The organism is uncultured Aquimarina sp. (assembly GCF_947496855.1).
In the GTDB taxonomy this organism is placed as follows: domain Bacteria; phylum Bacteroidota; class Bacteroidia; order Flavobacteriales; family Flavobacteriaceae; genus Aquimarina.
On sequence record NZ_CANMED010000001.1, the window covers coordinates 945,312 to 958,805 of the forward strand.

Annotated in this window: 11 protein-coding genes; 2 read left to right on the forward strand and 9 right to left on the reverse strand. The window is 31.4% G+C overall.

What is annotated here, in order from left to right; translation table 11 throughout:
- Positions 1 to 84: 84 nt before the first annotated feature.
- The 5 genes from hisB to hisG all read right to left on the reverse strand — a co-directional run bounded on the left by hisB (position 85) and on the right by hisG (position 5,474).
- On the reverse strand, positions 85 to 1,224 hold the full coding sequence (gene hisB, locus Q0921_RS04200; protein ID WP_299253728.1) for a bifunctional histidinol-phosphatase/imidazoleglycerol-phosphate dehydratase HisB: 1,140 nt from the start codon (positions 1,222 to 1,224) through the stop codon (positions 85 to 87).
- Positions 1,225 to 1,312: 88 nt separating this feature from the next.
- Complete coding sequence (gene hisC, locus Q0921_RS04205; protein ID WP_299253732.1) at positions 1,313 to 2,398, reverse strand: histidinol-phosphate transaminase; 1,086 nt, start codon at positions 2,396 to 2,398, stop codon at positions 1,313 to 1,315.
- A gap of 27 nt (positions 2,399 to 2,425) precedes the next feature.
- Positions 2,426 to 3,277 carry a DUF3667 domain-containing protein gene (locus tag Q0921_RS04210; protein ID WP_299253735.1) on the reverse strand — a complete coding sequence of 284 codons (852 nt, stop codon included), beginning with the start codon at positions 3,275 to 3,277 and terminating at the stop codon, positions 2,426 to 2,428.
- Between the two features lie 35 nt (positions 3,278 to 3,312).
- Positions 3,313 to 4,602 carry a histidinol dehydrogenase gene (gene hisD / locus Q0921_RS04215; protein ID WP_299253738.1) on the reverse strand — a complete coding sequence of 430 codons (1,290 nt, stop codon included), beginning with the start codon at positions 4,600 to 4,602 and terminating at the stop codon, positions 3,313 to 3,315.
- Positions 4,603 to 4,616: 14 nt separating this feature from the next.
- On the reverse strand, positions 4,617 to 5,474 hold the full coding sequence (hisG, locus tag Q0921_RS04220; protein WP_299253742.1) for an ATP phosphoribosyltransferase: 858 nt from the start codon (positions 5,472 to 5,474) through the stop codon (positions 4,617 to 4,619).
- Between the two features lie 333 nt (positions 5,475 to 5,807).
- Between hisG and Q0921_RS04225 the strand changes: the two genes are divergently transcribed.
- Together Q0921_RS04225 and Q0921_RS04230 are read left to right on the forward strand one after the other, a co-directional pair.
- Positions 5,808 to 6,722 (forward strand): OmpA family protein, encoded by a 915-nt coding sequence (locus Q0921_RS04225; protein WP_299253745.1) that lies wholly within the window; start codon positions 5,808 to 5,810, stop codon positions 6,720 to 6,722.
- 12 nt (positions 6,723 to 6,734) lie between these two features.
- Positions 6,735 to 7,253 (forward strand): hypothetical protein, encoded by a 519-nt coding sequence (locus tag Q0921_RS04230; RefSeq protein ID WP_299253748.1) that lies wholly within the window; start codon positions 6,735 to 6,737, stop codon positions 7,251 to 7,253.
- A gap of 28 nt (positions 7,254 to 7,281) precedes the next feature.
- On the opposite strand, the gene Q0921_RS04235 is transcribed toward Q0921_RS04230, so the two are convergent.
- The 4 genes from Q0921_RS04235 to Q0921_RS04250 all read right to left on the reverse strand — a co-directional run bounded on the left by Q0921_RS04235 (position 7,282) and on the right by Q0921_RS04250 (position 13,471).
- Positions 7,282 to 7,908 (reverse strand): hypothetical protein, encoded by a 627-nt coding sequence (locus tag Q0921_RS04235; RefSeq protein ID WP_299253750.1) that lies wholly within the window; start codon positions 7,906 to 7,908, stop codon positions 7,282 to 7,284.
- A 261-nt stretch (positions 7,909 to 8,169) separates the two neighbouring features.
- Complete coding sequence (locus Q0921_RS04240; RefSeq protein WP_299253753.1) at positions 8,170 to 10,374, reverse strand: ATP-binding protein; 2,205 nt, start codon at positions 10,372 to 10,374, stop codon at positions 8,170 to 8,172.
- Between the two features lie 227 nt (positions 10,375 to 10,601).
- On the reverse strand, positions 10,602 to 11,417 hold the full coding sequence (locus tag Q0921_RS04245; protein WP_299253756.1) for a prohibitin family protein: 816 nt from the start codon (positions 11,415 to 11,417) through the stop codon (positions 10,602 to 10,604).
- Between the two features lie 23 nt (positions 11,418 to 11,440).
- Entirely contained in the window at positions 11,441 to 13,471 is a 2,031-nt protein-coding gene (locus tag Q0921_RS04250; protein WP_299253759.1) for a VWA domain-containing protein, read from the reverse strand.
- Positions 13,472 to 13,494: the final 23 nt, after the last annotated feature.

Genomic DNA, 13,494 nt, shown 5'->3' on the forward strand with positions numbered 1-13,494 from the left:
TTATATTATGAGTATTAAGTCGTGAGTAATAAGTATTAAGTATTAAGTATTTGTTTTTATTAACAAAAATTCAATACTATCTTTTTACAACATTCCTTTGGTACTTGGTAAAAACATCTTATTGGAATCTCTTTTAACCGCCATTTTCATAGCTTTGGCAAATGCTTTAAATATACCTTCTATTTTATGATGCTCATTATCTCCTTCTGCCTTTATATTTAAATTACACTTAGCACCATCTGTAAATGATTTAAAAAGGTGGAAAAACATTTCTGTTGGCATATCACCTATTTTTTCTCTTTTAAAATCAGCATCCCAAACTAACCAAGGACGACCTCCAAAATCAACAGCTGCCTGTGCTAAACAATCATCCATAGGTAAACAAAACCCATAACGCTCGATACCTAATTTATTACCAAGGGTTTTATAAAACAATTCTCCCAAAGCAATCATAGTATCTTCTATCGTATGATGTTCATCTACGTGTAAATCACCATCTACCTTAACAGTCAAATCCATCGCACCGTGACGTCCAATCTGATCCAACATATGATCAAAGAAATGCAAACCTGTTGAAATATTATTTTTACCAGAACCATCTAAATTTAGCTTGATATAAATCTTAGTTTCATTTGTATTTCTAGTAATTTCGGCAACTCGATCTTCTAACTTCAAAAATTCATAAATCTCTTTCCAGTCTGTAGATGTCAGCGCTATACTTTCTGATATAGCTTTTGTATCCGTTTCTATTTCATCTGCACCTAATTGTGGATCTTCTGATAGAAAAACACCTTTTGCTCCAAGGTTTTTTGCCAATTCCATATCTGTGATTCGATCTCCTAATACAAATGAATTTTCTAGATCGTACTTCTCTTTATCAAAATACTCAGTTAACAAACCTGTTCTAGGCTTACGCGTATCGGCATTTTCATGAGCAAATGTTTTATCAATATGAACAGCATTAAACACGACTCCTTCTTTTTCGAATGCAGTCATTACCTTATTTTGTGCTGGCCAAAAAGTATCTTCTGGAAAAGAATCAGTTCCTAACCCATCCTGATTGGTTACCATCACCAATTCATAATCCAGTTCTTCAGCAATTTTAGCCATGTATTGGAATACCTTTGGGTAGAACTCTAACTTCTCTAAACTATCTAGTTGATAATCTACAGGTGGTTCTAAAACCAAGGTTCCGTCTCTATCAATAAATAATACTTTCTTCATTGTTTTATCATTCCAGCGTAGGCCGGGATCTATTTTAATTAAACACTTTTTACTATTCTTGAATTCCGGATCAAATCCAGAATAATAATTATAACAGTCTTAATACTTCTACTAATTTCTCATTCTCTTTTTTTGTTCCTACTGTAAATCGTAGTGTATTTTCACAAAGTGGCTGAGTTGTTCTATTACGTATTACAATACCTTCTTTGAGCAATTCATCATATCTCCTATTAGCGTCATCCACTCTTACTAAAACAAAATTAGCATCTGTTTTATAAATTTCTTTTATAAAAGAAACATCTTCTAAGGAAGTAATCATTTTCTCTCTTTCCTCTAAAATACTAGTAACCTCTCCTTTTATGGTTGCTACATCCATCACTCGATCTAATGCTCTTTTCTGCGTAAGTTCATTTACATTGTACGGTGGCTTGATTTTATTCAAAACACTAATAATTTCTTCAGAAGCATAACATAACCCAAGTCTAATTCCTGCCATACCATACGCTTTAGACAATGTCTGTGTAATAATAAGGTTAGGATACAAATCTATTTTGTTGATCCAACTTTCTTTTGACGAAAAATCGACATATGCTTCATCAATCACAACTAAACCCTCAAAACTCTGCAAGACTTTAATAATATTTTCTTCTGAGAAAGAATTACCGGTAGGATTATTTGGAGAACATAAGAAGATAATTTTTGTAGCAGCATCAATTGCCTCTATAATTTCGAACACATTTGGTTCAAAATTTTTAGTTAACAAAACTTCCTTTTCTCTGATATTGTTAATATTAGCCAACACTTTATACATTCCATATGTTGGAGGTAATGTTATAATGTTATCCACTTTAGGTTCACAAAATGCCCTAAACAAAAGATCCAAAACTTCATCACTTCCATTTCCTAATAAAATATTCTGAGCAGAAACTCCTTTTTGGTCCGCTAATACCTTCTTTAGACTACGTTGTTGAGGATCCGGGTATCTATTTACTCCATTCTCAAAAGGATTTTCGTTCGCATCTAAAAAAATCATTTCAGAGCCATCAGAGACATACTCATCCCTTGCTGACGAATATGGTTTTAATCCTTTTACGTTTTCTCTTATTATTTTATTTATATTAAATTCTGTTTTGTTCATTTCTATTGACGTCCTGAATTTGTTCCAGGATCTCATAATTTAATTGTTTTTAATTTTCTAACATTAATCCATAAAGTTTAATCCAAAAACCTTGGCTAATAAAGCCAGTATTATTCCTATTGAAAAACTTATTCCTACAAACACAGTTATTAAGATTAATAGAAATTTTATAAATTTCCATAAGGTCCTGCCTAATGTAAGATCACACAATCTTTTATAGGTAAACGAATAATAAAAAATTGCAACTAAAACACCTGAAGAAAATATGTATGGATGAATCACCAATGCCATTATAAACAAAAAAGTGGTTGCAATCATTGAGACTCCTTGTATATAAGAATTAACAACTAAGTGTTCTGCGTAGTTATACTTTTTTCTTCCGAAAACTAGAAATGCTATAAAAGTATACATAGGCATTGACAGAAAAGCGAAGAGGTTAAAATATTTTAGCAACATACCTTGCATCTTTTTATGACTATCTATTTGCTCCTTCATGAAATCTTCAAATGCTTTCTCGTCATTTTCTAAACTTTTGAGAGAATCATCTTTTTCTTTAGCACTATCGAACTGTAATCGATAAAAATTTTCACCAAACATACCAGAGGAGAACTCAGCATACTTATCTGAAAAAGAATTAAAAACGAGTGTTGCAATAGTAAGACCGATCAAAAGAAATGTAAATGGAGGCATGAATTTTTTCCGAACCCCACCGATATAATCCTTAACGACTTTGTCGGGTGCTACTACCATTGTTCTAAATGTTCTTAGATACGTATTATCCCATCCAAAAACCTTATTAAGAAATTCCAGAAATATCCCCTTTACCGTAAGTCTTTCTGTAACAATTTTCGCACCACAACCCTGACAGTAATCTGCTTTTTCAATTAAAGTATATTTACAATTTTTACACTCCATCTTACTTTTTTACTTCTTGTATATAACCTAAGTCTTTATTCTTTTGTTAAACTATTCAATCTTAAAGTTACAGCATTCCTATGCGCCTGTAATCCTTCCGCTTCTGCCATAATCTCTATAGCATTACCTATATTTTTAATTCCTTGTTTCGTTATTTTCTGAAATGTCATAGACTTCATGAAACTATCCAAATTCACACCACTATATTGTTTAGCATATCCATTGGTTGGTAAGGTATGATTTGTTCCTGACGCATAGTCTCCAGCACTTTCGGGAGTATAGTTACCTATAAATACAGATCCTGCATTGATAATATTATCCACATAAAAATTCTGATCTGCTACACAAACAATAAAATGTTCAGGGCCGTATTCATTTATTAACTCTAATGCTTCTTTATCATTATCAATATAAATCAGTTTAGAATTAGAGATAGCCACTTCTGCAATTTCTTTTCTTGGTAAAACCTTGCATTGGTTAGCTACTTCATTTTCTACTTCTGAAATAAGTTTTTTTGAAGTAGACACTAAAATCACTTGACTATCTTTACCATGTTCCGCCTGACTTAGTAGATCTGAAGCTACAAAAGATGCATTAGCCGTATCATCTGCTACTACTAATAATTCACTTGGACCAGCTGGCATATCAATTGCAACTCCGAATTTTGTAGCTAATTGTTTAGCCACAGTAACAAACTGATTTCCTGGACCAAAAATTTTATATACCTGTGGAATAGTTTCTGTTCCAAATGTCATTCCCGCAATCGCCTGAATTCCGCCTACTTTAAAAATTTTGGTTACACCACAAAGATTCGCTGTATACAAAATAGCTGGGTTTATTTTTCCTTCTTTATTAGGAGGTGAACATAGCACTATTTCTTTACAACCTGCAATATTAGCTGGAATCGCAAGCATTAAAATTGTAGAAAACAAAGGTGCGGTACCTCCAGGAATATACAATCCTACCTTCTTTATAGGTCTCTTTTCTTGCCAACAATTAACTCCGTCCTTAGTTTCTACGGATACCTTTTCAGTTTTCTGGGCCGCATGAAAAGCCTCTATATTTGATTTGGCAAGTACAATAGCATCTTTGAGTTCTTGACTAACCAATTGCTTCGCTGTTTCGATTTCTTCTTCAGAAACCAATATTGAATCTAGAGATACATTATCGAATTTCTGAGTATATTTATCAATAGCAACATCTCCATCAGTTTTTACCTCTTTAAAAACATCTAAAACAATACTTTCAATATCTGCCACGGTTTGGGTTGGTCGTCTTAAAATTTTGTCCCAAGTATTTCTATCTGGATTATATATCTTCTGCATTTTCTTAAAATTAACTATAATACCATTTTCTCTATTGGGCATACCAAAATGCCTTCCGCCCCTTCTGCTTTTAATTCATCCAAAATATCCCAGAATTTATTCTTTTCTACAACTGTATGAATCGAACTCCATCCTTTTTCTGCAAGCGGTAAAACTGTTGGACTCCTCATTCCTGGTAGGATATTTACAATACGATCAATTTTATCGTTGGGAGCATTAAGCAATACATATTTAGAAGCTCTAGCCTTTAACACAGCTTGTATTCTAAATTGTAGTTTTTTCAGAATTTCTTTATTCTCATTACTAATATCGGGAGAAACTGCTAATACAGCTTCAGACGTTAGCATAACCTCTACTTCTTTAAGGTTATTTTTAAACAGTGTACTACCACTGGACACAATATCACAAATAGCATCAGCCAAACCAATATTTGGAGCAATTTCTACAGATCCAGAAATCTGGTGTAAGTCTGCAGAGATTCCTTTTTCTTTTAAATATTCCTTTACCGTATTTGGATATGAAGTAGCAATTCTTTTTCCGTCCAAATCTTTGATGGAATTATATTCCACATCTTTCGGAACTGCTAGAGATACTTTACATTTAGAAAAATTTAATCTTTCGGCTATAGTGATATCCTTACCTTTTTCCACTAAGACATTTTCTCCGATAATAGCTATATCAACTACACCATCTCTTAGGTATTGAGGAATATCGCCATTACGAAGGAACATAACCTCCATTGGAAAGTTTCTAGTGGCTGCTTTTAGTTGGTCTTTTCCATTATCAATGGAAATCCCACAATCTTTTAAAATCTGAACGGAATCCTGGTTAAGTCTACCGCTCTTTTGGATAGCAATTTTAATTTTTGACATTATATTTTTGTTGTTGTGTTTGATCAATTCAAAACAAGCTTTAAAATAAAAAAACCCGTTTGAGAATGCTCAAACGGGTTATTATATATGATTAACTTATACACATATCAACTTACCACGCCTGAGCGGAAATGCAAGAATGATGATGATGTAAAAGAATATTTTTCATGTTTTCTGTAATACTCTGCGAATGTATAAAAAATATTTTTTTCTGAAATGTATTTCAGCTTAAATTTTTGCTATTCGTCTTTTTTAAACCATAAATCACTCAATCATAATAAATTAATTAAAACATTTTTATAACTTTAAAAGAATAACACTAATCATCAACATATGAAAAATTTAATTTCCTTCCTTTTTTTTATTCTGTTCGCCTTACTGGGAATGTGGTGGTACTACTCTTGTAATTGGTGTCTTGGGGATAGAAATAAGGGATCTTCTATTGTAGAAGAACAAATCGATACTGAAACAGAGGCAAAAGCAAAAAAGACCTATGAAGATAGTTTAGCACTAGCTCATGGCTTTTACGCTAAGAATACCCAAAATACTGATGTTTTTAGATATCCAGAAAATCTTCAGATTAATAACACTGACTTTACAGTAAATATTCCAGATGGTATTCGAGGTTTTGAAAATAAGATAGCTGATTATCTTGGAGAAAATCAAGGTCAAGAATTAACCATTTATGGTTATGAAACCCTTGAGGAACAAAAGAAAGATACATTAACTGGAGTGTCTAGAGCAAATTTCATGAAAGATATTTTGGTTAACGCGGGTATAAATGGGGATCGTATTGTTACTAAAGCGAAATTAAACACTTATGATTATAACAATGACGGATATTACAATGGAGGTATTCTTCTGAACTTTGATAAAATTGATGAATCCAGGTTAAAAGAAATCGAAAAAGGTATCGCAAATAAAACCCTTTATTCTGATTTTGGATCTAAAGATTTTAAACCGGATGCTACATTAACAAATTATGCTTTGGAGCTTAAGGCATATTTAAATAAATATCCTGATAAAAAAGTCTTAATCACAGGTCACACGGATGATGTAGGCACTAATGAAGGTAATCAATATTTTGGATTAGTTAGAGCAAATAACGTGAAAAAATATTTAGTTTCTCAAAGTATCCCTATAGAGAAACTTACTACAGAATCTAAAGGAGAATCAAATCCTATCGCTCCAAATGATACTGATATAAACAAAGCAAAAAACAGAAGAATAGAAATAATTGTAAACTAAATAACTACAAATATGTTAGATTTTTTAAACGAAGCAAACTGGTGGTGCCTACTACTATTGTTATTAATTGCATTCTTATTAGGATGGTTTTTATCAAAATGGGCACTCAAAAATAAATATCAAGAAAAATTAGATCAATGCCTTAGAGAAAAGGAAAAATTAAGAAGTGGAAATTTTAAAAAGGCAAATACTACATTTTCTGCTCCTATTCCAGTTGAAGCCGATGGTACAGTAACAGCAATAACATCTGGTGAAACGGAAGCAAAACTTGAAGATAGTGAAAAACCCACATTGAATTTTGAAAGTTTCGGAAAAGCGAATGAATCAGAAAAAGATGATCTAAAACTAATTAGTGGAGTAGGTCCTTTTATAGAAAAGAAGTTAAACAGTATAGGAATATACACTTTTGATCAAATAAGCAAGTTTACAAAAGAAGATATAGAAACTGTAACAGATTTGATACAGTTTTTTCCTGGTCGTATTGAACGTGACAACTGGACCGCTCAGGCTGAAAAATTAAAAAACAAATAATAGCGTATTGATCATAATTAATTTAAAATTATATATCAACATAATAAACAGCTTCTAAATACTTTTTGGAAGCTGTTTTTTCATCTTTTTTAGACTTTAATTCCTTTAGAATTCCAGCTACTTTTATCTTTTTTTCAGGAAGTTTATAAGAACCTTTAGCATGAGCAATAAGAAAATTTTCTGATGACTCTTCCTCTATTATTTCATACACATCATAGGTTTCTATTATAGGAATCATAGAAAATGTTGTTACTTTTCCCGCAACAATAGGCACCATAATAAACCCATTGAAATCTGATTGTGATATTACTTTTTTAGGAATACCTGTAATGATTGTATTAGAAGATAACTCTCCTTTATGATCAACTTCTGATGGCAATAATTCCATAGGATTATATTTACTATATATAGATTGTAAATCCTTTGATAGTGAAGGAACTATTCGGTTTCTTTCAATAATATCTAATTTGGAGATTGATAAGTTCAAAAAAAGAATCATTGTTTGCTTATCATTAAAAACACCCGCTACTTTTCCTAGCTCTGCTGGCGAAATTACACCATCATCTGCTTTGGTAAGTATATTATAAAATCTACCTCCGTTATCTAATGTTCCTATGGCTTCATCAATATTTTTAAAAGGTTCTATCCTTTTCATATTCTATAAATTTTTAATCTTAATAGAGCATATAAACTATAAATTCTCCAAAAGCACACCTAAAACAATTTCTATCAAAAAAGTGTACAATAATAAAAATATTTCTTCTTCTGTATCTTTCTTTTTTTTAACCGAAATGATGCTAGTGAAACCCAGCAATGAAAAAAAACAATTCATATTTTAATCTAACTATTAGTAGAGTTATTAGATAGATTGTTACATAATAAGAAAAGTTTATTTAGAGAAACAGGCGAATAGGGATTATTTCTTTTTTTGATTTACCAATGTATCAAAGAGCCTATCTATTTGCAATGGTTTCCATAAAAAACCATCAAAATAAGCTAAATAATCTTTGTTATTGACAGCCGTTACATCAGCAGTAAGAGCATAAATGGGTGTATTTCTATTTTCGTTTACAGAATCCCTAATACGTTTAGCTGCATCAAAACCATTCATCTCTGGCATATGAATATCCATTAAAATAAAATCAACTTTTACTTCTTTAGCTATCTCGACAGCATCAAATCCATTTTTTACTCGCTCTATTTTTACTCCCCATTTTTTAAGTAACTGACCCATAACTAGCGCATTTACTTCATTATCTTCCGCAAGAATTGCTGTTTTATCCTTTAACTGATTTGTTTGCTTCTGATCAATATGAACAATTGCTTTAGCTCGTTGTAATACTAACTCAAACTGAAAGATGGAGCCCTTACCTTTCTCGCTCGTTAACAATACATTACCGCCATACAGCTCCACTATTTTTTTAACAATAGCAAGACCTAATCCGGTACCGCCATTATTTCTTGTGGTTATTGTTGTAGGTATATAAAAACTATCAAAGAGCTTCGTTTGCTCTTTCTTAGCTATTCCAACTCCTGTGTCCTTTATGCTAAATGATATGGTATCTTTATTATCTTTTACAGATATCAGTTCGATATCTATACTTACGAATCCTTTATTGGTATATTTTATGGCATTACTGACCAGGTTTCCTAAAATTTGAAACAATTTTGTTTCGTCTAGTATATAAAATTTACTTAATGCTACATCGATTTGAACATTCAACTCGATCCCTTTTTCTAGAGCCATACCTAAATAGGTTTCTCTAATATTATTGATAAGCTCTTCGAAATTAATAGCATGCATTTCTAATTCCATCTTATCAGAGTCTAACTTAGAAAAATCCAAAATATCATTAATAATGCGCATTAAATTCTTCGCCGAAAACTGTAACGAAGTCAATAACTTTTGATCATCTACATCAGCTCTTTCTTTTAGCAAAGAGATAATACTTGTTACAGCATTCAATGGAGTTCTGATTTCATGACTCATTGCTGATAAAAATGATTGCCTCATTGTAGCCGTTTCTTCGGCTTGTTTTTTCTTCAGAATGATTGCTTCTTTTTCTCTTTTTAAGTTTTCTTCTTGTTGCTCATATTTCATATTTGAAATACGTTCATAGTTTTCGATAACCTTTACAGTCTGAGAATTAACCGATGCATCTTTTTCTACCAAATAACTTTCGAGGTATTGTAAAGCTTTTTTATATTCATTTTCACCCCTATATATTTCATAAAGAAGATGACTCGCTTTAAATTTAGTTCTAGAGAGATTATATTCTTCACCAAATACAACAACTTCCTTTAATAAGGTTTTTGCTATTTCCTTTTCTCCTATTTCCAAATGTAATTGAGCTAATTTATGCTTCGTCATTCCTATACCGAAAACATCATTATATTTTTCATGTATGTTTAAAGCCTTTTTATAATCATCACTAGCATTTTCGTATTTTCCATTATAAGCATAAACCTTACCACGACCATAAATAGCAAAAGCAAGACCACGATCATCTCCTGTTTCTAATTTTAGTGCTATAGATCTATTAATTATTTTTAATGCTTCTTTTGGATTATGTTTTTTAAGTAAAATGCCAGACATAGGATTATACACATTGGATTCAAGGTTTTTATTCTTGCATTTTTTTGCTGTTTCAATTGCTATTTTATACGCCTCTGAAGCATTATTTTCATCACCTAGAATTTCATAAATAGTACCTAGTGATTTTTGAGTTCTAGATTGATTATGCCAATCATTATATTTTTGATAAACAACTAAAGCATCTATCAGATAAATCATCCCAAGATGATAATTGTTTGTTTTATAATATATCCCTGCTATACTATATTTAGCATCGGCTACACCTCTTTCATCTCCTAATACTTCAAAACAAGTAATGGCCCTTTCTGCAAAGGAAAGTGCATCACTACCTTTTCCGCAAATCATATTGAACAATGAAAGCATATTTAGACTTTTCCCAATACATGCCTTATCATTTATTTTTTCACTTAACAATAATGCATCATTAGCTAGTTTAACGCTTTCTTTTAAATTATTAACCCTTAATTTATAGGATTCATCAAGCAAGTGAGTGATTTTAGATATAGAAATATCCTGTTCGTTCATACGGATAATGATATCGTGAGACTTTTATTAAAAAATAAGCTACTATTAACAGGACGAAAATACATCTTTTTTAAAACTAAGTACTATATACCCGTATATTTTTGACGCATAAACAATACATAACAAGATAGTTAACTAACTTTCTCAGATTAATTAATGAACACAAAAAAACCATCATATAAAATTATATGATGGTTACACACACTTAAGTATATATCTTCTATCCTCTACTGATTCCCGAGAATTATAGGCATTCCACTTTCTCCAGAACCTATTACAATTACTTTTGCATTAGGAGATTTAGCCAACATTAAAGTAGCTTCAATTCCCTTTTCTGTAAGAATTTTATCTGTTAACGAAGCACTTAAAATCTGGTTGGCGATAGCTTTACCTTCCGCATCAATTTTCTGTCTTTCTGCCTCTTTTTGAGCTTTTGTCAATTTAAATTCATACTCTAATGATTCTTGCTCTTGCCTTAACTTACGCTCAATTGCTTCTTTGATTGTTGGAGGTAACGTTACATCACGAACTAATACTTCATTAAGTTGTACATACTGATCTCCAACAATTTTTTTAGTTTCTTCATAAATCTCTTTCTGAATAACATCTCTTTTACTAGAATACAATTGCTCTGGAGTATATCTACCTACAACACTACGCGCCGCAGATCTTATTGTTGGTAATAATATTCTTTGCACATAATTTTCTCCTTTTTCCTGATGTAATAGCCCTAATTTTTCATATTGAGGTTGAAACCAAGCCGATGCATCTAATTTTATCTCAAGACCATTAGAAGAAAGCACTTGCATTTTCTCAAAAACTTCTTGTTGCCTAACTTCATATACAATTACTTTGTTCCAAGGAGCTACTAAATGAAATCCTTCTCCTAGTGGTGGCTCATCAGTTACAACTCCGCCTCCAAACGTTTTATAAAGCACTCCGGCTTCTCCAGAGCCAATAGTAACCGTAGATTTTGAAATAAAGACAATTAAAAGTACTACAGCAATAAGAATAGGTAATCCTATTTTAGGTAATTTTTCCATGATAAATTTTTAGTTTTTAAATTTTAAATAAGCCCATTATATTTTCGCATAAACCACTCTACAGCTAGTAAAAATATGATAATTGCTAAAAGATATTTCCAATCTATTAAAGATACGATATTTTCTTTGCTCTTCTGAATTGCTTGATACCTCTGATCCTCAATTAGATCACGAATCAAAATACTATTTTGATTCATAAAATAAGCCTTTCCTTCAGTATTAGTCGCTACTTGTCTTAGTTTTGTTACATCTGCATTCAATAATTGTTGCTCTACATCATAATCCAAAATGCTAAAACTTCCGGAACGTGATATATTTTCTCCTGTAACTATTACGGTATAATCATAATTACCAGATGACAAACTACTGAGATCAGCTTCATACGAGTTATTTTTTAATAACATCGGAATTGTCTGAGACGTTTCTTTATCTTTATTTTTTACTATTATACTCAGACTTCCTCTACGATCAAATTCATAGTTTTTTGTAAAATACTCTGCTTTGATTTTGATACTAGCATTACCATAATAGAAAGATTCTGAAATAGTATTTAATCTACTTTTTCGTTTATTAGAAGCTAAAAACTGTACTATCTTTCCAAAAAAATCATCAAAACTCTCAAAATTCTTATTGTCCAAATAATTCTGAGCTCTCCATCTCCATATACCCTCACCTAACAACAATGCTTCTCTTATTCCATTATCCTCTATAGTAACCAACATAGGTTCATCGGTAGTAATATTACCAACATTTCTCTGTAATAGCACATCATGCGAAAAATCAACATGTATTTCGCCAAAGGTTCCAACCAATGGTGGATATCCATTAAAACCTATATCTTCTGCTAGAAACGTTCCATAGTTAGCCTCAAATCTTGGTAAATAATATTCCGTTTGCCTTGTAATTTCTTGTCTATATTTACTCTGAATCTTATTAAGAAATACCCAATCAGTTTGAGAACCAGTAATCGTAAACTGGTTTTTCTTATCATTCTCTATTTTTTCATATACACTTCTAAATCTGACATTAGGTTGGTATAAAATGATTAATTGATAATCATCAACCTCTTTTACCTCAGACGGTTTAATAACAGTAAGGCTTCTACGTTCATTACTTTCTATACTCTTTTTGATCGCACCTAAATCAGGATGAGTTATATCACTAACAAGTAATATATTTGTTTTCTGATCAATAACTTCTACTGCAAAGTCTTTACTATTATTAACTTTATTCTTTTCATTGTCCACAGGAATAAGTGTGGCATTATATTGTAATACACCAACATTACTTGCCGCTAAGGTAAAATTGATCACTTTAGAATTATTCTCTTTAGAAAAAGAAACAGGTTGCGAGTATATCATGTTTCTACCTGATTTTACTTCGAACCTTGTGTTGATATTTTCAGTTCCAGAATAGGTAAGAATAACCTCTACTGGAAACTTGTTTTTAAGATATGCATACCGATTTACATTAAGCTGTTGGATTTTAGTATCGGTTACCTTTATTGTATCTCCTGCAATTACAGGGTAAATCTGTTGTTTATATGCACTACTTCTAAATTGATAATCTCGACCATAAGTTTGATTACCATCTGTTACTAATATTGTTGGAGCATTAGAATTTTTATAAATCTGATCTAGATTATCTAACGCTTTAGAAATATTTGTTTGTTTTTGATTAAACGTAAGACTTAAAGTATCTTTTAAATCATCAGAAAAGGAATAGTATTTTATGTCAAATTGCTCCTTAAGCTTTTCATTCGTTTCGATTTGGTTTACAAACTGTGATACTTTCAGATCTTGATTAAGATGTTTTATTGAAGCAGAATTATCAACCGCAACTACTAATGTTGGCTTTTCTGTAAAATATGTGTTTTTTCGAAATGTTGGATTAATCAATAAAACCAGCAGTGCAAATACACTTAGAAAGCGTAAAAAAGCAAAGAACAAGTTCCTTTTGGTTCTATTCTTTGCTTTATACATATATTGGAATAGCGCGATAATTAATGCAATTATTCCAGCTGCTATGATCAATCCTATATTTTGTGTCTGCATTCTTATTAATTACGATGTAAACG

Coding starts and splice junctions, on each gene's coding strand:
- Q0921_RS04240 (WP_299253753.1), bottom strand. CDS start 10,374: ATGAACGAACAGGATATTTCTATATCTAAAATCACTCACTTGCTTGAT.
- Q0921_RS04250 (WP_299253759.1), bottom strand. CDS start 13,471: ATGCAGACACAAAATATAGGATTGATCATAGCAGCTGGAATAATTGCA.
- hisG (WP_299253742.1), bottom strand. CDS start 5,474: ATGTCAAAAATTAAAATTGCTATCCAAAAGAGCGGTAGACTTAACCAG.
- hisC (WP_299253732.1), bottom strand. CDS start 2,398: ATGAGATCCTGGAACAAATTCAGGACGTCAATAGAAATGAACAAAACA.
- hisD (WP_299253738.1), bottom strand. CDS start 4,602: ATGCAGAAGATATATAATCCAGATAGAAATACTTGGGACAAAATTTTA.
- hisB (WP_299253728.1), bottom strand. CDS start 1,224: ATGAAGAAAGTATTATTTATTGATAGAGACGGAACCTTGGTTTTAGAA.
- Q0921_RS04225 (WP_299253745.1), top strand. CDS start 5,808: ATGAAAAATTTAATTTCCTTCCTTTTTTTTATTCTGTTCGCCTTACTG.
- Q0921_RS04245 (WP_299253756.1), bottom strand. CDS start 11,417: ATGGAAAAATTACCTAAAATAGGATTACCTATTCTTATTGCTGTAGTA.
- Q0921_RS04230 (WP_299253748.1), top strand. CDS start 6,735: ATGTTAGATTTTTTAAACGAAGCAAACTGGTGGTGCCTACTACTATTG.
- Q0921_RS04210 (WP_299253735.1), bottom strand. CDS start 3,277: ATGGAGTGTAAAAATTGTAAATATACTTTAATTGAAAAAGCAGATTAC.
- Q0921_RS04235 (WP_299253750.1), bottom strand. CDS start 7,908: ATGAAAAGGATAGAACCTTTTAAAAATATTGATGAAGCCATAGGAACA.